At 32.1% G+C, this 24,749-nt stretch carries 20 protein-coding genes; 19 read left to right on the top strand and 1 reads right to left on the bottom strand.

The window, feature by feature from the left end; translation table 11 throughout:
- Nucleotides 1-206 precede the first annotated feature (206 nt).
- The gene (locus JG780_RS01275) at nt 207-1,268 is read left to right on the top strand and encodes a GntR family transcriptional regulator (RefSeq protein WP_353844448.1); all 1,062 of its coding nucleotides are present in this window, start codon (nt 207-209) and stop codon (nt 1,266-1,268) included.
- A gap of 17 nt (nt 1,269-1,285) precedes the next feature.
- On the opposite strand, the gene araA is transcribed toward JG780_RS01275, so the two are convergent.
- A complete protein-coding gene (gene araA / locus JG780_RS01280; protein WP_287568979.1) occupies nt 1,286-2,776 on the bottom strand; it encodes an L-arabinose isomerase in 1,491 nt (496 codons plus the stop codon).
- 448 nt (nt 2,777-3,224) lie between these two features.
- Between araA and JG780_RS01285 the strand changes: the two genes are divergently transcribed.
- From JG780_RS01285 to JG780_RS01370, 18 genes are all read left to right on the top strand, one after another.
- Nucleotides 3,225-4,655, top strand: coding sequence for a glycoside hydrolase family 43 protein (locus JG780_RS01285; protein WP_463274138.1), 1,431 nt, complete (start codon nt 3,225-3,227; stop codon nt 4,653-4,655).
- Between the two features lie 30 nt (nt 4,656-4,685).
- Nucleotides 4,686-5,438, top strand: a complete 753-nt coding sequence (locus JG780_RS01290; RefSeq protein WP_287568980.1) for a LamG domain-containing protein — start codon at nt 4,686-4,688, stop codon at nt 5,436-5,438.
- A 36-nt stretch (nt 5,439-5,474) separates the two neighbouring features.
- Nucleotides 5,475-6,722, top strand: a complete 1,248-nt coding sequence (locus JG780_RS01295; protein WP_287568981.1) for an extracellular solute-binding protein — start codon at nt 5,475-5,477, stop codon at nt 6,720-6,722.
- 17 nt (nt 6,723-6,739) lie between these two features.
- Nucleotides 6,740-7,684 (top strand): carbohydrate ABC transporter permease, encoded by a 945-nt coding sequence (locus JG780_RS01300; protein ID WP_287568982.1) that lies wholly within the window; start codon nt 6,740-6,742, stop codon nt 7,682-7,684.
- A 2-nt stretch (nt 7,685-7,686) separates the two neighbouring features.
- The gene (locus tag JG780_RS01305) at nt 7,687-8,541 is read left to right on the top strand and encodes a carbohydrate ABC transporter permease (RefSeq protein ID WP_287568983.1); all 855 of its coding nucleotides are present in this window, start codon (nt 7,687-7,689) and stop codon (nt 8,539-8,541) included.
- A 33-nt stretch (nt 8,542-8,574) separates the two neighbouring features.
- Nucleotides 8,575-10,479 (top strand): alpha-L-arabinofuranosidase family protein, encoded by a 1,905-nt coding sequence (locus tag JG780_RS01310; RefSeq protein WP_287568984.1) that lies wholly within the window; start codon nt 8,575-8,577, stop codon nt 10,477-10,479.
- A gap of 38 nt (nt 10,480-10,517) precedes the next feature.
- Entirely contained in the window at nt 10,518-11,969 is a 1,452-nt protein-coding gene (locus JG780_RS01315) for an alpha-N-arabinofuranosidase (RefSeq protein WP_287568985.1), read from the top strand.
- 36 nt (nt 11,970-12,005) lie between these two features.
- Nucleotides 12,006-12,644: an L-ribulose-5-phosphate 4-epimerase gene (locus JG780_RS01320; RefSeq protein WP_287568986.1), complete on the top strand. Its 639-nt coding sequence runs from the start codon at nt 12,006-12,008 to the stop codon at nt 12,642-12,644.
- A 14-nt stretch (nt 12,645-12,658) separates the two neighbouring features.
- Nucleotides 12,659-14,179: an FGGY-family carbohydrate kinase gene (locus tag JG780_RS01325; RefSeq protein ID WP_287568987.1), complete on the top strand. Its 1,521-nt coding sequence runs from the start codon at nt 12,659-12,661 to the stop codon at nt 14,177-14,179.
- A 69-nt stretch (nt 14,180-14,248) separates the two neighbouring features.
- Nucleotides 14,249-16,114 carry a glycoside hydrolase family 127 protein gene (locus JG780_RS01330; RefSeq protein WP_287568988.1) on the top strand — a complete coding sequence of 622 codons (1,866 nt, stop codon included), beginning with the start codon at nt 14,249-14,251 and terminating at the stop codon, nt 16,112-16,114.
- Nucleotides 16,115-16,171: 57 nt separating this feature from the next.
- Complete coding sequence (locus JG780_RS01335; RefSeq protein ID WP_287568989.1) at nt 16,172-17,401, top strand: iron-containing alcohol dehydrogenase; 1,230 nt, start codon at nt 16,172-16,174, stop codon at nt 17,399-17,401.
- A 231-nt stretch (nt 17,402-17,632) separates the two neighbouring features.
- Entirely contained in the window at nt 17,633-20,278 is a 2,646-nt protein-coding gene (gene ppdK / locus JG780_RS01340; protein ID WP_287568990.1) for a pyruvate, phosphate dikinase, read from the top strand.
- 57 nt (nt 20,279-20,335) lie between these two features.
- Nucleotides 20,336-20,746: a hypothetical protein gene (locus JG780_RS01345; RefSeq protein WP_012579544.1), complete on the top strand. Its 411-nt coding sequence runs from the start codon at nt 20,336-20,338 to the stop codon at nt 20,744-20,746.
- A complete protein-coding gene (glmU, locus tag JG780_RS01350; RefSeq protein WP_287568991.1) occupies nt 20,743-22,098 on the top strand; it encodes a bifunctional UDP-N-acetylglucosamine diphosphorylase/glucosamine-1-phosphate N-acetyltransferase GlmU in 1,356 nt (451 codons plus the stop codon). Before JG780_RS01345 ends, glmU begins: the two co-directional genes overlap by 4 nt.
- Nucleotides 22,079-23,029, top strand: a complete 951-nt coding sequence (locus tag JG780_RS01355; protein WP_012579546.1) for a ribose-phosphate pyrophosphokinase — start codon at nt 22,079-22,081, stop codon at nt 23,027-23,029. The genes glmU and JG780_RS01355 overlap by 20 nt, the downstream gene beginning before the upstream one ends.
- A gap of 35 nt (nt 23,030-23,064) precedes the next feature.
- Nucleotides 23,065-23,718, top strand: coding sequence for a 50S ribosomal protein L25 (locus tag JG780_RS01360; protein ID WP_004104129.1), 654 nt, complete (start codon nt 23,065-23,067; stop codon nt 23,716-23,718).
- A 1-nt stretch (nt 23,719) separates the two neighbouring features.
- The gene (gene pth / locus JG780_RS01365; RefSeq protein WP_081578928.1) at nt 23,720-24,268 is read left to right on the top strand and encodes an aminoacyl-tRNA hydrolase; all 549 of its coding nucleotides are present in this window, start codon (nt 23,720-23,722) and stop codon (nt 24,266-24,268) included.
- The gene (locus tag JG780_RS01370) at nt 24,265-24,702 is read left to right on the top strand and encodes a UvrB/UvrC motif-containing protein (RefSeq protein ID WP_004104133.1); all 438 of its coding nucleotides are present in this window, start codon (nt 24,265-24,267) and stop codon (nt 24,700-24,702) included. Before pth ends, JG780_RS01370 begins: the two co-directional genes overlap by 4 nt.
- The last annotated feature ends 47 nt before the right edge of the window (nt 24,703-24,749 follow it).

A 24,749-nucleotide genomic window follows, 5' to 3' on the forward strand; every position in this document is an offset into this window, starting at 1 on the left:
GTTCAACCCCCAAAAAATTATTAACGTTATTTAACTTTGTTAGTAATAAAATTATACCATAAAAATTATAAGTTTTATAAAATTTCATTAAGAATGTATAATGTAGATACATTTTAAGATAAATTTATGATATAATATTTTTGAAATAATATTTTTAAAACATTAAAAAATTTTGAATTTCTCCATGAAATTTTTCAAAGGGGGCGATTAAGTTTTTACCAAAATATAGAATAATTGAAAAGTTTTTAATTGAAGAAATAAACTCAGGAAAGTATAAAAATGGTGAAAAATTACCTACAGAAAAAGAATTAATGCAAAAATTTAACGCAAGCCGTGAAACGGTTAGGAAAGCACTTGAAAGATTAACTGTAATGAATTTAGTTATTAGAAAACCTGGAATTGGAACATTTGTAAATATTGAAAAAAAGACAAAAGTAATTGGTATTTTAGTACAACAAATTAGTAGTTACATTTTTCCATATATTGCTCTCGGAGCAGAAGAAGAACTATTTCTTAATGGATATAAAATGCTTTTAGGAAATTCTTCTGAAGATCCAAATAAAGAACGTCAAATAATAAATGAATGGTTAGAATTAAATATTGATGGAATGATTATTGACCCTGTTTATAGTGCAACTAATCGTTCAAATAAAAGTTTCATTGAAGATATTATAAATAAAGGAATTAAAGTGGTTCTTATTCATACTAATTGGAATTTTGAAAATGCAGGCAATGTGATTCTAGATGATTGGTACGGAGGAAAAAAGGCAGCAGAACTTTTTTATCATTTTGGTCATAAAAGAGTTGCAGTTATTTATAAAACTACGCATGTTCCAAGTTTAATAAGAGCAAAGGCATTTTTAGAAAGAAGTAAAGAACTTGGATTTGAAAAAGTTTATGTAAAAAACTTTCATTCATCGGAATTTACAGGTATTGTTACTCAACAAGCTTATGAATTAATTTCAATACCTAAACCTCAACGACCCACAGCTATCTTCTGTTACAATGACGCTACCGCTCTTCAAGTATATCTTGCTTGTAAAAGAATGGGATTAAAAGTTCCAGAGGATATTTCATTACTGGGCTTTGATAATGCTCCTATAGGAGATTTCAAAGAAGCATTAAGTTCATTTGAACATCCCAAAGAACTATTAGGAAAAAAAGCTGTCGACATTTTAATAAGAATGATAAAAGGAGATAAACCAGAAAATTATGTTTTCAAACCAAATTTAATTCTTAAAGATTCTGTATCAAATCCAAAAGAATGAGGGATGAAAATCATCCCTCATTTCCCTTGCAATTTCCAGTATAAATCATTCCATCTTAATTCCTTCTTGAAATTCTCTAAATTAAGATTTTCATCTATAATTAGATATTCTAAATTCAATAATTCAGCCCAAATTTCCAAATATTCAGTATCTAGAGACAATGAAAATGCTGTATGATGAGAACCTCCAGCTAATATCCAAGCAGTTGTAGCTTTTTTGAAATCAGGTAATGGTTTCCACAAAACACGAGCAGTCGGAAGTTTTAGCATTTGTTTTTCTATTTCCATTGAAATAACTTTATTAACTACTAGTCTAAATCTATCACCAATATCAACAAGTGAAGCATTCAATGCTGTACCTTCTTTTCCTTCAAAAACTAATCGAGCTGGATCTTTTTTTCCTCCTATGCTAAGTGGGTGAACTTCTATTCTCGGCTTTTGCTTGGCTATACTTGGACAAACTTCAAGCATGTGAGATCCCAAAACTTTCTCATTATTATGAGTTAAATCATAAGTATAATCTTCCATAAATGAAGTTCCACCTGGAAGTCCTACACTCATGACTTTTAATGCTCTAACCAAACCAGCAGCTTTCCAATCTCCTTCTGCTCCAAAACCATAACCTTCCTCCATTAATCTTTGAACAGCCAAACCTGGCAGCTGAGGTAAACTACATAAATCTTCAAAAGTTGTAGTAAAAGCAATCGCATTTTTCTCAACCAAAAACTCTTTAATTGCTATTTCCATTCGAGCCTGTTCTTTTATTGCATTAATACTATATTCATCAACTGGCATAACATATTTCTCTTTATACTCTTCCATTAATTCGTTTACTTTACTTTCTGGAACATATTTTATTCTTTCTGCTAATTCGCAAACACCCCAACTATTAACTGACCAACCAAATCTAATTTGTGCTTCAATTTTATCCCCTTCTGTACTTGCAACCTCTCGCATATTGTCCCCAAATCTCACAATTTGACCTGTTCTTCCATCTTGAATAGAGGATGATACTCTCATCCATTTGGAAATTTTTTCTCTTACTTCCTTTTCAGTCCAATGTCCAACTACTACTTTTCTTGGGAGTCTCATTCTTGTTTGAATAAAACCATGCTCTCTGTCTCCATGGGCAGATTGATTTAAATTCATATAATCCATATCAATTTCGTTCCAAGGAATTTCTCTATTAAATTGAGTATGTAAATGTAAAAGAGGTTTATTATTTATAGAAAGGCCTCTAACCCACATCTTTGAGGGAGAAAATGTATGCATCCATACAATAACACCAGCACACTTCGATTCTGCATTTGCTTTTTCAAATACTTCAGCGATTTCTGATTGATTCTTTAAAATTGGTTTTAACACAATTTTGCCAGGAATTGATGGATCGGCATTTAAACTTTCTACAATTTTATTTGCTTGTAAATCAACTTTTTTCAAAGTTTCTTCTCCATATAAATCTTGACTGCCAACCAAAAACCAAAATTCATATTTTTTAATATCTATCATACTTTTTGCCCCCTTTTAAAAAATTTAACATTTATAGTATAACATAAAAACAAATCAATTGTCTATAATTGTACGTATATTTTATTCAAAAAACTCTCTCGTTTACAAGTATTTAAAACAAAAAAATTCCACATCTAAAATACTTTCAAATTAAACTTTTGTTCATAAAATTAGAAATTTACAGATAATTAAAGATTTTTATCAACAAACATCTATAATTTTATTTTTTTCTAAAATATCACATTTGCTTTATTAAGTTTCAAAATGGTAACATCAATGTGAATCTAATGTACGTACAAAATCCACTTCTTATTAAATTCAAAAATTAAAATTCCAAAAACTTAATGTGAAAAACATAAAAAGTAAATCAAATTAATTTTATTATATGATGGATATTCAACAATAATTATTACTTTCTGATTCAAAACTATAAAAAGGGGGACCAAAAATGAAAATAAAGATTAATTATTTAACAATAATATTATTTATATTAACTTTTGCATCAGGAGGCTTATTTTCAATGGATCAACAAATTTCTTTTAAATGGGCAGTTGTTCATGATCCTTCCATCATAAAAACTGAAGATCTTTACTATGTTTTTGGTACTCACCTTCAGGTAGCAAAATCTTATAATCTGCAAAAATGGCAACAAATAAGTATTAATGCAAATGACAAAAATCCTATCATTCCAAATATTAACGAAGAATTGAAAGAAACATTATCCTGGGCAAGAACTAAAAACGATATTTGGGCTCCTGATGTTATTCAACTTTCTGATGGAAAATATTATTTATATTATTGTGCTTCTACGTTCGGTTCACCAAGATCAGCTATTGGAATAGCAACATCAAATAATATTGAAGGTCCTTATAAACATTATGCTGTCATTATTAAATCTGGCCAAGTTTTTTCTGTTGATGGTCCAAGCGAAGATGGAACACCTTACAACTCCTCAAAACATCCAAACGCACTTGATCCAGCGGTTTTCTTTGATAAAAAAGGTAATCTTTGGTTAGTATATGGATCTTGGTTTGGCGGAATCTATATTCTCAAATTAGATCCTAATACCGGCCTTCCTTTACCTAATCAAGGTTATGGAAAAAAATTAGCTGGTGGTAATCACAGTTCTATGGAAGGACCATATATTATTTACAGCCCTGAAACAGACTACTATTATCTTTTCTTAAGTTTTGGAGGTTTAGATTACAGAGGTGGTTACAACATTCGAGTTGCTAGATCTAAAAATCCCGATGGTCCTTATTTAGACCCTTCAGGAAAAAATATGGAAAATTGCTTTGGTTCAAAAACTGTCATTGCCAATTTTGGAGCAAAATTAATTGGAAACTTCTCATTAAATCCTGAAAACACATTAGATTATAAGGCTTTTGGTTATGTTTCACCAGGACATAATTCCGTTTATTATGATAAAGATACTAAAAAATACTTTATTTTCTTCCATACCCGTTTCCCCGGAAGAGGTGAAACATATCAATTGAGAGTTCACCAACTTTTCTTAAATGAAGAAGGTTGGTTCGTAATGGCTCCTTTCCCTTATGCCAATGAAAAACTTGAAGAACTACCTTCAAATGAAATTATAGGTAATTACCTACTTCTAAATCATGAGAAAGACATATCATCAAAAATCAAAACTCCAATCAATATCACTCTTAATGAAGATAAAACAATTACAGGAGATATTAACGGAACTTGGGACTCAGATGGAATCTATATTACTTTAAAAATTTTCGAAAACTCTAATGAGACAATTTACAAAGGCATTATTTTAAAACAATGGCATAATACAGAAAAAAAATGGGTAACAGTTTTTTCTGTTTTATCTAATAATGGTGTTTCCCTTTGGGGTATAAAAGAAAAGTAATTTATTTATCTATATCTAGGAGGTGGTAAGGTGAGGAAATTAACTTTTTTAGTCATTTTATTAGCTTTGGTATCTAGCTTAGTTTTTGCTTTTGATCCAAACAATGATCCTTCTCTTATTGCATATTACCCATTTGATGGAAATTTAAAGGATGCAACAGGACATTTTGGCGAAGTTGTTAAAACTGGAAAAACTATTGGAAGTATTGGAAGAGGTTCTCTAACATTTGTTGATGGTGTTGTTAATCAAGCTTTAAAGCTTCCTGGTAGTAGAGGTGCACTTCTTCCAGAAGATCTTATTAAAGATTATGATTATACCATTACTTTCTGGGTTTATGCTGAAGAATTGACAAAATTCACTACTACATTTTTTGCTGCATATATTGATAAAGATCTTTTCTTGCATTGGATTAGTTTTGTACCATTTGGTTGGAACAATGGTACCATGTTGTGGGCTAGGGATGATAAAGAAAATCTTTGGTATGACGGTCTTTTAAGTAAAAATATTCTTCCAGGAAAATGGTACCACGTAGCAATTTCTGTAAATGAAGGCACAGCAAGGATTTATATTAACGGTGATCAAGTTTTAATTAAAATCCAGATAAATGGCCAGCAAGATAATTTAGGAAAGGTTCCAGATATCTTTAGCCTGAAACCTGGTGGTGTATTTGCTTTAGGAGCTAATTATTGGGATCCACCATTTAAAGGAATGTTTGATGAATTAAGAATCTATGATAGAGCATTAGGACCTGACGAAGTAAAAATTATTTATAACATGAAATAGTCTAACTTAAATTAAACCTTTAGGAGGTGTGAATTTATGAAAAAGATTTTAATTATGTTAGTTTTAGTATTATCTTTAACATTATTAGCTGGTAAAATTCAATTAACCTTTATGACTCCACTTTCAGGTGCTGATGGTTCATACATGGATCAAATTATTCAAAAATTTAATGAATCACATCCTAATGTTGAAATAATTCATCTTGTTGTTGGTAGTTCATTGGAATACAAACAAAAACTTGCTACAGGAATTTCTACAAAATCTGCTCCAGAAATTTTACTTATTAGAAAACACGATATGCCATTATTTTTAGATTATTTCAAACAATTTTCAAAAGAAGATTTAAGCAAATATGGAATTGATATTAACGATATTTATCCTTCTGTTCTAAGTGGATTAACAACAGAGGATGGCAAATATTATGGTATTCCTCTTGATGTTTGGATTTTCTATATGGCTTATAGAAAAGACAACTTTGTAGCAGCAGGTTTAGATCCTGATCTTCCTTTAAAAGAAGGACCATTAACACAAGAACAATTTGTTAATGTATTACGTGAATTAAGAAAAGTAACTCCTGAAGGAGCATTTCCATGGACTGAATCACCAAGCTGGGATTGGGAATTTGTACATCTTTTATGGCAATTTGGTGGAGATATCCTTACTCCTGATTTCAAACATCCTGCATTTAAAGAAGCAGGTATTAAGGTTTTACATTTCCTTCAACAACTCCAAGAAGAAGGTTTATACCCAGATCAACCTGTTGATGCAGGACCTTCATTTGAATCAGGCGTAGGATCAATCCTTATCACAGGTATATGGACAATTAATCCATGGCTTTCTCTCTTAGGAGATGATTTTGGATATGCTCCAGCTCCTCAATTGGGTACCAAAAAATCCGTATTTGGTGGTTCTCACGTAATAGCTATTCCAGAAGTTATGGTTTCAGATCCAGAAGTTTATAATGCTGCAATGACATGGGTTAAATATCTATGGGATCATGCAATTGAATGGTATGCAGCAGGACAAACGCCCGCAAGAATATCAATTGCACAAAGTCAAGAATTTAAGGAAAAATTCCCACATCTTTATGTTGCAGCCCAGCAAGTTCCTTATGTTAAAACTTTCCAGATGTTCCCCTATATAGCTGAAATTCTTTCAGAAATAGTACCATACATTGAAGAAGTTTTAATTAATAAAACAATGACACCTGAAGAAGCAATGGAAGAAGCAGAGCAAGTAGCTCAAGAAATTATTGATGATTACTGGGATACAGTTGGTGAATAATTCAAGGAGGTTTTGCAATGAAAACAAACAAATATAATGACTTTAAAGAAACCTCTATTAGTAAAAGAAAAAGCTTTAGAAAAATTAAAAATGAATTGGCCGCATGGGGATTCCTCATGCCCCACTTTTTATTTTTCGTTTTATTTGTTATAGTTCCTTTAATTTATGGTTTTGTAATGAGTTTTTATAGATGGTCTATTCTTGGCACTACAAGATATGTTGGTTTAAGTAATTATATAAAAATTTGGAATGACTCAAGATTTTGGCTTTCAGTGAAAAATACTATTATTTTCGCTATCATAAGTATTCCCCTTGTTATAACTATTTCAATGTTATTTGCTTTACTTTTAAAACAAAAATTGTACGGAAAACTCTGGTTATTAATTGCCTTTGTTTCTCCCACTTTTTTTGGCTCAGTAGGAATTTTAACTACTTGGAGATGGATTTTTGCATCAACACCTAATGGCTTACTAAATTATTATTTAATGAAATTAGGAATTTTAAGTCAACCAATTTCTTGGTTTGAAACTCCAACACGAGCTTGGGCTTGTATAATTTTTGTCACTGTATGGTGGATTATGGGATTTAGTGTATTGCTATATTTAGGTGCTTTGCAAAGAATCCCACCGGAACAATATGAAGCAGCTAAGCTTGACGGTGCAGGACCGTGGGCTTCTTTTTGGTATATTACTCTTCCTTGGATGAGGAATGTTTTGTTTTTTGATGTCGTCAGACAAGTTTTATTAGCATTTGGATTATTCGATCAAGTTTATTTTTTCACTGGTGGAGGACCTGCTGGAACCACTAGAACTATGATTTATTATCTCTACACTGTTGGTTTCGAAAGACAACAACTAGGTAGAGCTTCTGCTATCTCTTGGTATATGTTTTTAATTATTTTCGTTTTTGCATTAATTAACCTCTTTATTCTCACTAAATCAGTCAAATCCGCGGAGGGATAAAAATGACTAAAAAGCATAAAAAAATTCTCAGGATAATAATTTCCGTTTTTCTTTGGATTTTTGCAGCAATTTGGTATGTTCCCATATTTTGGATGTTTATAACATCTCTAAAAGAATCTACTATAGCAACTTCGGAATTTCCTCCACAATGGATTCCAAAAAATATTACTTTTGATAATTATAGAAGAATTTTTCAATCAATAAGTGGTATTAGTGTATTTAGAGGTATATTAAATAGTGTTATAGTTGCAGTAGTAGGAACAATTGCCGGATTATTTATTGCACTTTTAGCAGGGTATGCACTTTCAAGATTAAAATTTAAAGGTAGAACAGCTATTTTTTGGACATACGTTGCCGTTTTGGCTTTTCCTGGAATAATTTTTCTTATCCCCCATTACTTTATCATTTATCGTTTGGGTTTAATGGATTCTTTATCCGCTTTGATTCTTCCATCATTAGGAGGAACATTTGGAGTTTTTCTTTTGAGACAATATATGATTGGTATTCCTCGTGAATTAGAAGATGCAGCATGGATAGATGGTTGTTCAAAATTCAGATTTTTATTTACCATTGTTGTACCATATGTTAAACCTGCTTTAATTTTATTAAGTTTAATGTCTTTCCTTGGATATTGGAATAGTTTTCTTTGGCCATTACTTGTACTTTCTTCCCCCGATAAATTTACATTACCAATTTCATTAGTACGCTTTAATGCTGGATGGGGAGATCCTTATAGAGGAATTGGAACACTAATGGCAGGAGCTTTTATTTCAGTTGCTCCAGTTTTGATAATTTTCATTCTATTTAGAAAATATTTAATGCAAGGTATATACCTTGGAACTACTGGAAAAGGATAAGTCTATTAACGTTTAAAGGAGGAAGACCATAAAATGAAAAAACTTATAGTAATTATTTCTTTATTTGTTGGATTATTAATATTTTCTAGCCCTGATCATATACTCAATATTGATTTTTCTAATAAAGAGTTTGAGATTCCAAACACACTCTTTGGAATTTTCTTTGAGGATATTAATCATGCTATAGATGGTGGATTGTATGCTGAACTTGTAAGAAATGGGTCTTTTGAGCAGGAAATGAGAAAGTATGAGGGATGGTTAATTAAAACTGAAAATAGTTGTGAAATTACTATAGATAATAAGACACCTTTAAATAAGAATAATTCTCATTATTTATATTTATATTTTCCTTCCACATCTTCTGCAACCATTTCTAATCTAGGTTATGGAGGAATTCCAGTTTTTTTAAACCAAGAATATAAATTTTCAGTTTTTGTAAAAGGAAACTTCATTGGTTCAATAGAAGTTATTTTGGAAAAAAATAACGAAATATTTTCTAAAACTTACATAACACTTAACAAAGAATTGGAAAATTGGACAAAAATTACTAATACGTTGATTCCAACAAAAACATCAACCAATGCTCAATTGACTCTTAAATTTACTGGAAAAGGTACTTTAAATATTGACATGATATCTTTAATCAACTCCGATACTTTTTATAATATGAGGAATGACCTATTAAAATCATTAGAAAATTTACGCCCCGGATTTGTAAGATTCCCTGGAGGATGTCTGGTCGAAGGTAATAATTTGAAAAATGCATATAATTGGAAAGAAAGTATTGGCCCAATCGAAGAAAGAAATGCAAAATGGAATCTTTGGGGATACTATCAATCATTAGGAATAGGATTTTTTGAATATCTACTTTTAAGTGAAAAGCTTAAAGCTGAACCTATACCTGTTTTCAATGCTGGAATGTCTTGTCAGGTAAGAGGAGCAGAATATTGTTCATCTGATGAATTGGACATATTTATTCAAGACGTTTTAGATTTCATAGAATTTGCTAATGGTTCTACCCAAACAACTTGGGGAAAAGTAAGAGCATCTTTAGGTCATCCTGAACCATTTAATGTTAAATACATAGGAGTTGGAAATGAGAATTGGGGTTTAAAATATCAAACAAACTTCAAAAAATTTTATGAAGAAATTAAAAGTAAATATCCAAATATAAAAATCATTTTTAGTGGTCCACCTTCTTACGAAGGAAATGATTTTAGACAATCTTGGAAATGGGCTAAAGATAATAATGTTGAAATTTTTGACGAACACATTTATGCTGCGCCAGAATGGTTGTTAGCTAATGCAGATAGATATAAAAAATATGATAGAAATGGTCCAAAAGTTATGCTCGGTGAATATGCTGCTCATACCCCTGATAGAAAAAATAATTTTCAAGCAGCTTTAGCAGAAGCAGCTTTTATGACAGGTTTAGAAAAAAATTCAGATGTTGTTATAATGGCCTCTTATGCTCCTTTATTTAACAAAGTAGGTTGGTCTCAATGGACTCCTGATCTAATATGGTTCGATAATTACAGATATTTTGGAACTCCTAGTTATTATGTCCAAAAGCTTTTTAGTACAAATAAAGGAGATTTCCTCATTAATTCAACACTTTCAAATGAAAAATATTTAATTATGGGTTATAAATACAAAAGTTTATACCATTCTGTTACATACGACTCTCAAGCTAAGGAACTAATTATAAAAGTTGTTAATCCTTGGGCTGATACTAAAACCGTAGAAATAAATATTAATGGCATTTCAGTAGAAGGTATAGGAAAAGAAATAAAATTAAAAGGCAATTTAAAAAGCGAAAATAATTTTGAAAACCTTGAAATTGCTCCAATTGAAAAGACAATTGTAGGAATAGAAAACTCATTTAATTATCGATTTGATGAATTTTCAATAACAATTTTAAAATTAAAAATTAAATGATTTCAGAGAAAACTAATTTTAGCGAAGGAGGAGTAAACATGGGTTTTAAGGTTTATGTTAATCCTAAAAAAACAGTTCATAGTGTTAGCAAACATATTTATGGTCATTTTACCGAACATCTTGGAAGATGTATTTATGGAGGAATTTATGATGAAAATTCACCCCTTTCCGATGAAAGAGGCTTTAGAAAAGATGTTTTGGAAGCTGTTAAAAAACTAAAAGTTCCAAACTTAAGATGGCCTGGAGGTAATTTTGTATCAAATTATCATTGGGAAGATGGAATTGGTCCTAAAGAAAAAAGACCTACAAGATTTGATTTAGCATGGCAACAAGAAGAAAACAATCATTTTGGTACTGATGAATTCATGGAATATTGTAAAGAAATAGGAGCAGAACCTTATTTATGTACAAATATGGGTACAGGAACACTAGACGAAGCATTACATTGGCTTGAATACTGTAATGGCTCTGGAAATACTTATTATGCAAAACTCAGAAGGGAAAATGGGCACCCAGAACCTTATAATGTCAAATTTTGGGGAATAGGTAATGAAATGTATGGTGAATGGCAAGTTGGACATATGACTGCTGATGAATATTCTAAAGCTGCTAATGAATATGCAAAATGGATGAAAACATTTGATCCGACTATAAAAACTATCGCAGTCGGTTGTGATGATCCAGATTGGAACTTAAAAGTACTCAAGAATGCTGGAAATGTTATTGATTATATTTCATATCATTTTTATACAGGTTCTGATGACTATTATGAAACTGTCTCAACAGTTTATTTATTAGAAGAAAGACTTCTAGGTTTGAAAAGATTAATTGACATGAGCACTTACCCAAAAAGAACCAATATAAAAATAGTGCTTGATGAATGGAATGTTTGGTACAGAGTTTCCGACAATAAACTAGAAGAACCTTATGACTTAAAAGACGGAGTATTTGCATTTGGAACTTTGATGTTACTACAAAAATTGAGCCACATAGTTCCAATTGCTAACCTAGCTCAATTAGTAAACGCTTTAGGTGCTATTCATACTGAAAAAGATGGTATTATTCTCACTCCAATTTACAAAGCTTTTGAATTAATAGTAAATCATTCCGGAGAAAAGTTAGTTGAGTCAAATGTTGAAACAGAAAAATATGATGTTGAAGGAACAATGTTTATTCACAAAATACCATTTTCTATTCAAAACGTTCCTTACTTGGATGTTTCTGCAACAATCTCTGAAGATTCTAAAAAACTTTATATTGCTTTGGTAAATTATAAAAAAGACGATCATCTAAAAGTTCCAATTAAAGTTGATGGATTGGGTTCTAAAAAAGCAACCGTTTTCACTTTGAATGGTCCTGATGTTTCTTCTAAGAATTCTTTAGAAAATCCTAATGTTGTGGATATTAAATCTTCAAGTATCAATGTTGATTCTGAATTTGAATTTACTCTTGAACCTCATTCTTGTAATGTAATAGAAATTGAACTATGAATTTTAATCAATTTATAAAAAATGGAGGGAGAAATAATGTTTGAAAACCTCAAAAAAGAATTATATGAAGCTCATCTGAATTTAGAAAAATATGGATTAGTAACATATACTAGTGGAAATGTTAGTGTACGAGTAGATGATTATGTGATAATCAAGCCTTCCGGTGTACCATATAATATATTGACTCCTGAAGATTTTGTGGTAATTGATCTTGATGGAAATATAATTGAGGGTGATAAAAAGCCCTCAATAGATACTCAAACACATCTTTATATTTATAAAAATTCACCTTCTACAAATTCCATTATCCATACTCATTCACCATATGCAACAGTATGGGCAATATGGGGAAAAAGTATTCCTGTTTTTTGCACAGCACATGCTGATGTATTTGGAGAAGAAATTCCAGTTTCAGAATATGCTTCAGTAGGTTCTGATGCAATTGGAAAAGCAGTTATAAATGCAGTTGGAAAATCTGGTGCAGTTTTACTTAAAAAGCATGGTGTAATGATTTTAGGAAATTCAATAAGTGATGCTTTAAAAAAAGCAATATTTTTAGAAGAAATTGCAAAAACAAGCTTTTTAGCTTCAATTAATGAAAATATTGAACCTCTTCCCAAAAACGAAGTAGATCATTTATATTTGCAGCATCATACAAAGTATGGGCAAAAGTAGAGGAGGGATAATCAATGTATTTAATAGGGACTGATATAGGAACTCAGGGAACAAAATCTGTCATAGTAGATGAACAAGGTAAAGTTATAGCTGAAGCTTTTAGTGGATATGATGTTATAACTCCAAAACCTAACTGGGCAGAACAATGGCCTGATGTTTGGGTTAAAGCAGTTTTTGAAACTGTAAAAGATGTTATTGAAAAATCAAGTGTTCCAACAAATAAAATCGCTGGAATTGCTCTTAGTGGTTTATATGGCGGCTCAGGAATTCCTGTAGATCGCAATATTAATCCCCTAAGACCTTGTCTTATTTGGATGGATAGAAGAGCTGTTGAAGAAACTGAATGGGTTAAACAAAACTTTCCTAAAGAAAAACTTTTCAAAATTACTGGAAATTACGTCGATTCTTACTTTGGATTTCCAAAAATCATGTGGATCAGAAACAATGAACCTGAAATCTGGAAAAAGATTTACAAATTCATTACTCCAAAAGATTATGTGATTTATCAAATGACTGGAGAAATTGTTATTGATTACTCTTCTGCTGGGAACTTAGGTGGAGTCTTTGACATAAACAAACTTTCCTGGTCTGAGGAAATGTGTAATATTTTAGGTATACCAATTGATTTTCTACCTGAAAAAATTGTAAAATCTTCCGAAATTGTTGGAAGAGTTACGAAAGAAGCATCAGAACTATGTGGCTTACCTGAAGGCACACCTGTAATAGCTGGAGGAATTGATGCTCCAGTTGCTCAATTATCTGCAGGCGCAATTGAAGAAAAAGAACATGTAGCTATGGTTGGAACATCAACATGTTGGGGAACAGTCCATAAAGGTGAAATTTTACCTGAAGGTTTAGTTAATTATCCTTTTGTAGTATATGACACTGAAAGAATTTATACCTTTGGAGGTTCAGCAACTACTGGAGCTCTTGCAAAATGGTTTAAAGAAGAATTTGGTGAAAGTGAATCGGTAGTTGGTAGAAGAACTGGTATATCTCCATATCAATTATTTGATAAGGAAGTTGCAAATATTCCTCCAGGCAGTGATGGGATAATTGCTCTTCCATATTTCATGGGTGAAAGATCTCCAATTTGGAATCCTAAAGCACGTGGTGTTATATTTGGAGTCACCCTTTTCCACAAAAGAGCTCATATCTATAGAGCTCTTATGGAAGGGGGAGCATACGCTTTAAGAAATAATATTGAAGAAGGTTTAAAATCTGGACTAAAATTGAATGATGAATGTTGGATTGTTGGTGGAGTTTCAAAATCTAATGTATGGGTTAAAATTTTTGCTGATGTTACTGGCTTCAAAATGAGGCAAGTTTCAAGTTTAGTAGAAGCACCTTTTGGCGATGCTTTTCTAGCAGGCTTAGGTACTGGAATAATTGAAAAGCCAGAAAAAATTAAAGAATGGGTAAAATTTAAAGAGCCAGTTCTTCCAAATGAAGAAAATAAAATCATTTATGACAAATATTTTGAAATCTATAAAGAATTATATGAAAGTACTAAACACCTAATGGAAAAACTCTAACAATGAAGAATTTCTTGGAAAAATTGATAGTTAATTCATTGTATTTAAATAGAGGAGGCTCATTTTTCAATGCCAAATATTCTTAATGTTTCACAAAGTCCATATGCAAAATTGAAAACAACACCTATCAATTCCGTGAAAGTAAAAGGCTTTATGGGGGATTACTTGACAATTCTTTTAAACACTACTCTTCCTTCTCAGTATGAACTTTTGGAAAACACAGGAAGATTAGATAATTTTCGAATAGCAAGCGGTAAGTTGAAGGGAACATATAAAACTTACTTTCCATTCGATGATACCGATGTTTACAAATGGTCTGAAGCTGTTTCATACGCTCTGGCAAATAAAGAACTTCCAGAAATGGAAAAGATTCTCGATAATGTGATAGAGGAAGTAAAGAGTGCTCAGGATGAAGATGGATACATAGGAACATATCTTTCTGGAGAAAGAAAAAAAGAAAGATGGACAAATCTGGCATGGAATCATGAACTTTACAACGCAGGTCATTTGATTCAGGCAGCAGTTGCTCATAAGAGAGACACTGGAAAGATAGAACTTTTTGAGGTTGCAAAAAGATTTGCAGAACACATTTACAGCACTTTTGGTCCCGGGAAAAAAGAAGGGGCACCAGGACATCCTGAAGTTGAAATGGCACTTGTAGAACTGTATAGGGAAACAGGAGACAGAAAGTATTTGGAAATGGCAAAATACTTTATATCTGCTCGTGGTAAGGGATTAGCAAGTGTTCTCAAAAATCCGGGGCCGGAATACTTTATAGATCATAAACCTTTTGTAGAACTTGAAGAAATTACAGGCCATGCAGTAAGAGCATTATATCTTTGCAGTGGTGCTACAGACCTCTATCTTGAAACAGGAAATGAGCAACTGTGGCAAGTTCTTAATAGACTTTGGGGAAATTTTGTTTCTAAGAAAATGTATATCACAGGTGGTGCCGGTTCAAGACACGACTGGGAATCATTTGGTGAAGAGTATGAACTTCCAAATAGAAGGTCCTATGCAGAATCCTGTGCTGCCATTGCAAATTTCATGTGGAATTTCAGAATGCTTCTTGCAACTGGGGAGAGGAAATACGCCGATTTGATGGAACAAGTATTGTATAATGGTTTACTAGCAGGAATATCTCTTGATGGAAAGCATTATTTTTATTTCGATCCACTGGAGGATTTGGGCAAAACAAGGAGACAAAAATGGTTTGATTGTGCTTGCTGCCCACCAAACCTTGCCCGATTCATAGCTTCCTTCCCCGGTTACATATATACCGTTTCCGACGAAGGAATACAAGTACATTTCTACGAAAAAAGTTCTGCTGATCTTTCGTTCAAGAGTTCCCCAGTGAAAATAGTGCAGGAAACCGATTATCCGTTGGATAAACATGTATACTTAATCGTTGAAACAGTTATTGAAGTACCATTTAGTATCTTTCTTAGAATACCAGGTTGGACGAGTGACTTTTCCATAAAAATAGATGGAAAAGAGAGCCCGGTAAGAACTCAGAATGGTTATTTAGAATTGAATCATCATTGGAAAGGGAAACATACTATTGAATTCACTCTTAAAATGACCCCCGAACTTATGGAAGCTCATCCTTTTGTAAGAGATAATTTAGAAAAAGTTGCTGTAAAGAAAGGACCTATCATTTATTGTGCAGAACAGGTTGACAATCCAGATTTTCATGTATGGACTCTTGCTGTAGACCCAGAAAGCTTAAAAGAAGAAAAAGGACAAATATTTAACAGAACTGTTGTATTTCTTAAGGGCGAAGGAAAAGCGATGGAATTTTCTGAATGGGAAGGAAAGCTTTACAGAAAACTTTCAAAAACTAATGAAATTTCAACATCCTTTACTCTTGTTCCCTATTACGCTTGGGCTAATAGAGAACCAGGTCCTATGAGTGTATGGCTAAAGAAAACATAAAATCAAATTATCTTTAATTTTCTGGTAATTATAAAGTATTTAAGGAGAAACTATAATATGGAAGAGTTATTAGGAAAAACTATCATTTGTGAATGTGGTAAAGTTCATCACATTCCCCATATCAAAATTATAGAAAAAAACATTAATAATGCTAGTGATTTATTTTCAAATGCATTTTTCATAGCTGATTTAAATACTGCTCAGCTGGTAAAATTACCAGTTGAGCAGTCATTTGTTTTCAATAACAAAAGACCTTTAGCTACACTAGAAAACGTTAAAAAAATAATTCAAGTTTCCAAAAATTTTCCAGAACTAGTTTCTATAGGTTCCGGTAGTCTTACCGATTTAGTAAGATATGCTGCTTTTCTTTCTAAAAAAAGTTATTCTTGTATACCTACTGCACCTTCGGTTGATGCCTACACATCAACCGTTGCTCCTATCTTAATAAATGGAGTTAAACAAACATTAAAAGCTTCTATACCAAATAAAATACTTTTAGATTTTAATGTTTTAAAAGATTCTCCGTCCATCTTAATAAAAGCCGGCGTTGCTGATATTTCTGCAAAAATTTTAGCAAGAACTGATTGGATTCTATCAAATGTCTTGCATAATGAATACATTTGTCCATTTGTTTGGAAAGATATAGAAAATTATTTAAAAGAAATTCCCAACATATATGATTCAATCTTACAAAAAGATATTGATAGTATAAAAACATTAACAAAGGCACAATTAATATCTGGAATTAATATGGTTATAATAGGCAGTTCAAGACCTGCTTCAGGAGCTGAACATGTAATTTCACATTTAATCGAAATGTCTCATGAAGATAAAGATGAACTACCTCCTTTTCATGGATTAACAGTCGCAATAGGCCTTTATATTTCTTATAAAGCATACAAAGTATTAATGGATGATATCAAATTATTAAGAAAAGAATATAGATTCGAAGAAAGAAAAAAAGATCTTTTCTCTATTTTGTCTGAACAGAAAGCTTTAGACTTAATTAAAAATTATAAGATTAAACGAAAAATGTACAGGAAATATGATATTGATCTTAATAAAATTAAAGAAGAAATTCAAAATATACACAACGAATATTTTCCTTTGTTAAGTAAAATTATTGAAAAATTAGACATTCTTTCTTTAATTTCAAATTACGATAAAACATTTATAATGAAAGTTATCAGATTATCTAATATGGTACGAAACAGATTTACAATTTTAGACCTTTTCGAAGAAATGAATATCCTCAAAAATTTCTCCGAATTATTTTTCCAATTATAATATATCTTACCTATTCATTTTTTAACTTCCTTTCTTATAATTTATCTGTAAATTAATAAAAATACTTATTAAACTTCAAAATGTATAAATTAATTATATTTTTTTATTTGTACATCTTTAAATTTGTAACAAAATAGAAAAATACAATTATCAATAATTAACCGTTTCTGACATCATGTTATGTTAAAATAATAACAGGCGACTATTTATAAAATACAAGGAGGTGTAAGAATGTCAAAGAAGTGGGTTTATTTCTTTGCAAACGGAAAAGCCGAAGGAAGAGCAGACATGAAAGAAATCCTCGGCGGAAAAGGTGCAAACCTTGCTGAAATGACAAATTTAGGAATACCAGTTCCGCCTGGTTTTACCATTTCTACGGAAGTTTGTAAATACTTTTATGATCACGGAAAAACATATCCAGAAGATCTTAAACAACAAGTAGATGAAGCACTAAAAAGATTAGAAGAAGTAACAGGGAAAAAATTAGGAGATCCTGAAAGACCATTATTAGTTTCTGTTAGATCAGGTGCTGCAGTTTCAATGCCTGGTATGATGGACACAATCTTAAATCTTGGTTTAAACGATGAAACAGTTGTTGGTCTTGCAAAATTAACAAATAATGAAAGATTTGCATATGATGCATACAGAAGATTTTTGCAAATGTTTGGTGATACAGCACTTGGAATTCCTCATGCAGAATTTGAAAAAGCACTCGAAAAAAGGAAAGAAGAAAAGGGAGTAAAACTTGACGTTGAACTTGATGCTGATGACCTTAAAGCTCTCGTTGAAGACTACAAAGAAATTTACAAAAAACATGGAAAAGAATTCCCACAAGACACATACAAACAACTTTGGGCAGCTATCGATGCAGTATTTGGCTCATGGATGAACGAAAGGGCAATCAAATACAGACAAATTAATAACATAAAAGAAGGAGAACTTCTTGGAACAGCTGTTAATATCGTTACAATGGTATTCGGTAACATGGGTGATGACTGTGGTACAGGAGTTTGCTTCACAAGAAATCCAAATACTGGTGAAAAGATACCATACGGTGAATTCTTACAAAATGCACAAGGAGAAGACGTTGTTGCAGGTATAAGAACACCAGTTCCACTTGAAGAACTCAAGAAGATAAATGAAGCAGTATATAATGAACTTCTCTCCATCATGGAAAGACTTGAAAAACACTATAGAGATATGCAAGATATAGAATTTACAATTGAAAAAGGAAAACTCTACATCTTACAAACAAGAAATGGTAAAAGAACAAGCCAAGCTGCAATTAAAATAGCAGTTGATCTTGTTCACGAAGGACTTATTGATAAAGAAACTGCTGTTATGAGGGTAAAACCAGAAGACGTTGAAAGAGTATTACACCCAAAATTCGATGACGAAGAAGTCAAAAATGCAAAAGTAATTGCAAAAGGTCTTCCAGCATCACCAGGTGCAGCTACTGGTAAAGTATATTTTGACGCTAAAAAAGCAGAAGAAATGCACAAAAATGGAGAAGCTGTCATTTTGGTAAGACCTGAAACAAGTCCAGAAGATGTCGGTGGTATGAACGCAGCAGAAGGTATATTAACCGCACGTGGTGGAATGACATCACACGCTGCAGTTGTCGCAAGAGGTATGGGAAAACCAGCAGTTGTTGGTGCAGAAGAAATTGTTGTTGATGAAGAAAAATTAGAATTCAAAGTCGGAGATGTTGTTGTAAAAGAAGGAGAATGGATTTCAATAGATGGTACTACCGGAAACGTATACCTTGGAAAAATAACTACAGTTAAACCACAAGGCCTTGAAGGTGAAGTTGCTGAACTTCTCACATGGGCTGATGAAATCAGAAGACTCGGTGTTAGAACAAACGCTGATGTTCCAAGGGATGCTAAAGTTGCAAGAGAATTCGGTGCAGAAGGTATAGGTCTCTGTAGAACAGAACACATGTTCTTTGAAAAAGACAGAATTCCAAAAGTAAGAAGAATGATCGTTGCAAAAACTAAAGAACAAAGAGAAGCAGCTCTTGCAGAACTTCTTCCACTTCAAAAAGAAGACTTCAAAGGATTATTTAGAACAATGAAAGGCTTACCAGTTACTATTAGATTGATAGATCCTCCACTACATGAATTCTTGCCACATGAAGAAGATCAAATGAAAGAAGTAGCAGAGCAAGTAGGTATTACTGTTGAAGAATTAAAATCAATAGTTGAACAACTTCATGAATTAAACCCAATGCTTGGTCACAGGGGTTGTAGGCTTACTATCACATACCCAGAAATTGCAGTAATGCAAACAAAAGCTATAATTGGTGCTGCTATTGAACTTAAGAAAGAAGAAAACATTGATGTCATTCCAGAAATCATGATCCCACTTGTAGGTCACATTAATGAACTTAAATACGTTAAAAAAGTAGTCAAAGAAACAGCAGATGCATTGATTAAAGAATCAGGAATCGACTTAACATACAAAGTTGGTACAATGATTGAGATTCCAAGAGCAGCTGTAACAGCGGATCAAATCGCTCAAGAAGCAGAATTTTTCAGCTTTGGAACAAACGACCTTACACAAATGACATTCGGATTCAGCCGTGACGATGTTGGAAAGTTCTTACCAGAATACCTTGAAAAAGGTATACTTGAGCACGATCCATTTAAGAGCCTTGATTGGGAAGGTGTAGGACAATTAGTCAAGATGGGAACAGAAAAAGGTAAAGCCACAAGAAAAGATCTTAAAGTTGGTGTTTGTGGTGAGCACGGTGGAGATCCAAGATCCATTCTATTCTTCGATGCTGCAGGACTTGACTATGTAAGCTGTTCTCCATACAGAGTTCCAGTAGCAAGAATAGCTGCTGCACAAGCAACAATTAAAAACAGAAAATAAAGCTTAACATATTAAATAGGGCCCTTTTTGGGCCCTTTCTTATTCGGAGGTGTTTTAATGAGCTTCCTTTTGTTTTCTATAGCAACTTCTATAATTCTTTTTTATTTTACAAAATCATATCTATTTTTTAGTATAATTGCTATTGGAATTTACTATCTTATTAGAAATAATATAAAACTTCAAAGTTTATTGAGTCTTACATATGTTCTAATGATCGCTCTTTCATTCTTTTCAACAATTCGTGGTTATGATCCAAAAGGACTCATTTTCCTTTTAATTTCTTGTTTTGTATCAATTTTATATGATATATTTAAATCTCCAATTTGGAGTCTTCCATTGTATCTACTACTTGGAATAAGTATTTCCTTAATTGGAAGTATAAAATATGGAACAATAGGATACTTTTTTGGACTTTTGATTATTCCAATATTTTTAAAAGAATTCAAAAAAAGGGGTGAACAAGATTGAAAACCCTAATTTTAGCTGCAGGGCTTGGAAAAAGGATGAATTCAAAATATCCGAAAGTTATTCACAAAATTCTTGGAAAGCCAATGATAAACTGGGTAATTGATACCGCTAAAAGCTTTGGAGAAGTTGGAGTAGTCTTAGGTCACAAGCATGAAATGGTAGAAAAGGTAATTCCCCAAGATGTAAAAATCTTTCTTCAAAATGAACAACTTGGAACTGCTCATGCAGTAATGTGTGGATTTGATTTTATACCAGAAAAAGATAATCTTTTAATTTTATACGGAGATGTTCCCTTTATTTCATATGAAACTTTAAAAAGACTTGAAAAAGAACACATAGAAAGTAACAGTGATGTTACCATATTAACTGCTATATTGGAAAATCCTGCTGGATATGGTAGGATAGTTAGAGGTAAAAAAATTGAAATTGTTGAAGATAAAGATGCTGATGAAAAAATTAAAAAAATAAAAGAGATAAATACGGGAATTTACATTTTTAAAGGGAAATTTCTGAAAGAAAACATAAAGAAAATAAAAAATGATAATGCACAAAAAGAATACTACTTAACAGATATTCTTAAGTTTACTGAAAATATCTCAACAGTAACTACAGATGATATAGACGAAGTTACCGGAGTAAATGATAGAATCCAGCTTTCAAAGCTTGAAAAAAATATGAGAAAAAGAATAAATGAAAAATTAATGAGAGAAGGGGTCAGGATTATAGACCCTGAGAGTGTTTATATAGATATTACCGTAAAAATTGGAAAAGATACTATAATATATCCATTTACTTTCATAGAAGGTGAAACTGAGATAGGGGAAGATTGTGTTATAGGACCAATGACTCGAATAAAAGATTCAAAAATTGGAAATAATGTAAATGTAATTAGATCAGAAGTTGAAAAGGCAATTATTGAAGATAATGTATCTGTTGGCCCATTTTCTAGACTCAGAGAAGGAACACATTTGAAATCAAACGTAAAAATTGGAAATTTTGTTGAAACTAAAAAAAGCGTTATAGGTAAAAACACTAAAGCTCAACATTTAACTTATCTTGGTGATGCTACAATAGGTGAAAATGTAAATATTGGGGCGGGAACAATTACCTGTAATTATGATGGGGAAAAGAAACATCCGACTATAATCGAAGATGGTGCCTTTATTGGAAGTAACAATTCACTAGTTGCACCTGTAAAAATTGGAAAAAATGCAATTACTGGTGCAGGTTCAACAATAACAGAAGATGTACCAGAAAATAGTTTGGGTCTTGGTCGTGCAAGGCAAGTAGTAATTAAAGATTGGGTATTAAGAAAAAAAGGGGGAAATCAAAATGCAGATAGCAAAGAATGAAATGAAGATCTTTTCTGGAAATGCAAATAGAGAGCTTGCAATAAAGGTTTCAGAATATATAGGAACAAGACTTGCTGATTGTGAAGTTGGAAGATTTGCTGACGGTGAAATAAATGTAAAAATAGGAGAAACTGTAAGAGGGCATGATACATTTATAATTCAACCAACTTGTCCTCCTGTAAATGAAAACTTAATGGAATTACTCATAATGATAGATGCTCTTAAAAGAGCTTCCGCAAACAGTATTGCAGTTGTTATACCTTACTATGGGTACGCAAGACAAGATAGAAAAGCAAAGGGAAGAGATCCAATAACAGCAAAACTTGTTGCAAACTTACTGACAGTTGCTGGAGCAACAAGGGTTATGACCGTAGATCTTCATTCCGAACAAATTCAAGGTTTCTTTGATATTCCACTTGATAATCTATGGAGTTTTCCAATATTTGCAAAAAAATTAAAAGAAGATAAAATAGTAGATGATGATTATGTAATTGTTTCTCCAGACGTTGGCGGTGTAAAACGTGCAAGACAGTTTGCTGAAAGACTTGGTGGTCCTCTTGCGATTCTTGACAAAAGAAGACCTAAAGACAATGTTGCTGAAATATTAAATATAATTGGTGAAGTTGAAGGAAAAACAGCTATAATAGTAGATGATATTGCTGATACAGCCAGATCTTTGGTAAATGCTGCAAAAGCTATCAAAGAAAAAGGTGCAAAAAGGGTAATTGCATGTATAACACACCCTGTGCTATCAGATGGTGCAATTGAAAGAATTCAAAATTCTGAAATTGAAAAGATATATATTTCCGACTCGATTAGCCATAGCAATTTGCCCGATAAATTCAGTGTAGTTTCTCTTGCGCCACTTTTAGGTGAGGCTATTGTTAGGGTAAGAAAGAACCTATCAATCAGTATATTGTTTAGACAATAATAACCCATAAAAATAAAAAAAGGAGGTTTTAAAGTATGGAAAAGCACACACTTGAGGCCCTTGTGAGAAGTGTTGTCGGAAAGAAAAGGGCAGTAAGAAGGCTCAGAAGACAAGGTTTTGTTCCTGGTGTCGTATACGGACCAGATGTAGAACCACTTTCTATTTCTATTAAAAGATCAAATCTTATTAAACTCTTTCACGAGGTTACAGAAGCAAGTATTATAAGCCTTACAGTTAAAGACGAAAATGGCAAAGAAGTATTTTCACACGATGTATTTATTAAAAATGTCCAATATGACAAATTGACAGATGAAGTTAAACATGTTGACTTCTACGCACCTGAAAAGGGACACAAAATGAAAATTAACTTACCACTCGAGTTTGTTGGAAAAGCAAAAGGTGAAGAAAAAGGTGGAGTCCTTGAAATTCATCACCACGAACTTCCTGTTGAAACACTTCCAAATGCAGTAGTTGAAAAATTAGAAATTGACGTAAGCAATTTAGATCTCGGTCAAGCACTATACGTTAAAGATCTTAAACTTCCAGAAGGTATGGAAGCAGAACTTGATGAAGAAGAAATTATTGCAATTGTATCTACTCCAAGTGGTCTTGAAGTTGAAGAGGAAACAGGAGAAGAAGAAAGTGCAGAACCAGAAGTTATAGAGAAAGGTAAGAAGGAGGAAGAATAATATTTACCTAGTTGTAGGCCTTGGAAATCCTGGTCCACGTTATGCCTTCACAAGGCATAACGTGGGCTTTATGTTTATTGACAGAATTTGTAATAATTTTAAAAAACAAAATAACTACGAGTATTGTCAAAAAACTCTTTTTGGCAAAGATATTTTATTTGTAAAACCATTTACCTATATGAACCTAAGTGGTGAAATTTTCAGCCATTTAAATAAAGAAGATTTTAGTGATATAATAGTTGTATACGATGATGTTAATTTGCCTTTAGGAAAAATAAGAATTAGAAAAAGCGGATCATCGGGTGGTCATAACGGAATTAAATCTCTAATAAGTTATCTAGGAGAAGATTTTAAAAGAATAAGAATTGGAATTGGACCTATTCCTGAAAATGTAAATCTTGTCGATTTTGTACTTGGAGAATTTGAAGAAGATGAACTAAAAGTCTTGGACAAAGTTCTCGACCTATCTATAGATGCTTTATATACAATTTTTAAAGATGGTATTGATAAAGCCATGAGTTTGTATAACTCTCAAGAGGTGAAATTGTGAGCAAATGTGAAAGGTGTGGAAAAGAGGCGGAGCTTGTTATACGAACCTTTGTAAACTTTGTTCCAAAAAGCATATCTATATGCAAAAAATGCCTTAAAGAAACTCTTTTATACGATACAACCAATTATACCAAAGCTGGTATTGAACTTTTGGCAGCGCATGTTGATTACATTGAAGAAACACAATCAGATTCTTCAATATATCATTTCAAAAAAAATAACTTGGAAATAATTTCCTTGATGCCTCTTGCAGTTCAATCAGTTATGTTTAAACAAGATGAACTTACTAAGCAAAGAATTACAAAAGACTTAAAAAGTAGAAAAATTTACTTTTTAAAACAGAAATTAGAAAAAGCTGTTAAAAATGAAAACTATGAACTTGCAAAACACATAAAAGAAATTTTAGACAGCCTTGACAATCTCTCCGAAATTTAGCTTCATATTTTGTTTTTACCCTTCCAAAATGATATAATTCCTATTGA

The organism is Thermosipho sp. (in: thermotogales), from assembly GCF_020054775.1.
Lineage (GTDB): Bacteria > Thermotogota > Thermotogae > Thermotogales > Fervidobacteriaceae > Thermosipho > Thermosipho africanus.

What these genes read in the sequence shown, in the direction of transcription:
- araA (WP_287568979.1), bottom strand. Translation starts at nt 2,776, where the DNA reads ATGATAGATATTAAAAAATATGAATTTTGGTTTTTGGTTGGCAGTCAA.
- JG780_RS01285 (WP_463274138.1), top strand. Translation starts at nt 3,225, where the DNA reads ATGAAAATAAAGATTAATTATTTAACAATAATATTATTTATATTAACT.
- JG780_RS01295 (WP_287568981.1), top strand. Translation starts at nt 5,475, where the DNA reads ATGAAAAAGATTTTAATTATGTTAGTTTTAGTATTATCTTTAACATTA.
- JG780_RS01300 (WP_287568982.1), top strand. Translation starts at nt 6,740, where the DNA reads ATGAAAACAAACAAATATAATGACTTTAAAGAAACCTCTATTAGTAAA.
- JG780_RS01305 (WP_287568983.1), top strand. Translation starts at nt 7,687, where the DNA reads ATGACTAAAAAGCATAAAAAAATTCTCAGGATAATAATTTCCGTTTTT.
- JG780_RS01310 (WP_287568984.1), top strand. Translation starts at nt 8,575, where the DNA reads ATGAAAAAACTTATAGTAATTATTTCTTTATTTGTTGGATTATTAATA.
- JG780_RS01315 (WP_287568985.1), top strand. Translation starts at nt 10,518, where the DNA reads ATGGGTTTTAAGGTTTATGTTAATCCTAAAAAAACAGTTCATAGTGTT.
- JG780_RS01320 (WP_287568986.1), top strand. Translation starts at nt 12,006, where the DNA reads ATGTTTGAAAACCTCAAAAAAGAATTATATGAAGCTCATCTGAATTTA.
- JG780_RS01325 (WP_287568987.1), top strand. Translation starts at nt 12,659, where the DNA reads ATGTATTTAATAGGGACTGATATAGGAACTCAGGGAACAAAATCTGTC.
- JG780_RS01330 (WP_287568988.1), top strand. Translation starts at nt 14,249, where the DNA reads ATGCCAAATATTCTTAATGTTTCACAAAGTCCATATGCAAAATTGAAA.
- JG780_RS01335 (WP_287568989.1), top strand. Translation starts at nt 16,172, where the DNA reads ATGGAAGAGTTATTAGGAAAAACTATCATTTGTGAATGTGGTAAAGTT.
- ppdK (WP_287568990.1), top strand. Translation starts at nt 17,633, where the DNA reads ATGTCAAAGAAGTGGGTTTATTTCTTTGCAAACGGAAAAGCCGAAGGA.
- JG780_RS01345 (WP_012579544.1), top strand. Translation starts at nt 20,336, where the DNA reads ATGAGCTTCCTTTTGTTTTCTATAGCAACTTCTATAATTCTTTTTTAT.
- JG780_RS01355 (WP_012579546.1), top strand. Translation starts at nt 22,079, where the DNA reads ATGCAGATAGCAAAGAATGAAATGAAGATCTTTTCTGGAAATGCAAAT.
- JG780_RS01360 (WP_004104129.1), top strand. Translation starts at nt 23,065, where the DNA reads ATGGAAAAGCACACACTTGAGGCCCTTGTGAGAAGTGTTGTCGGAAAG.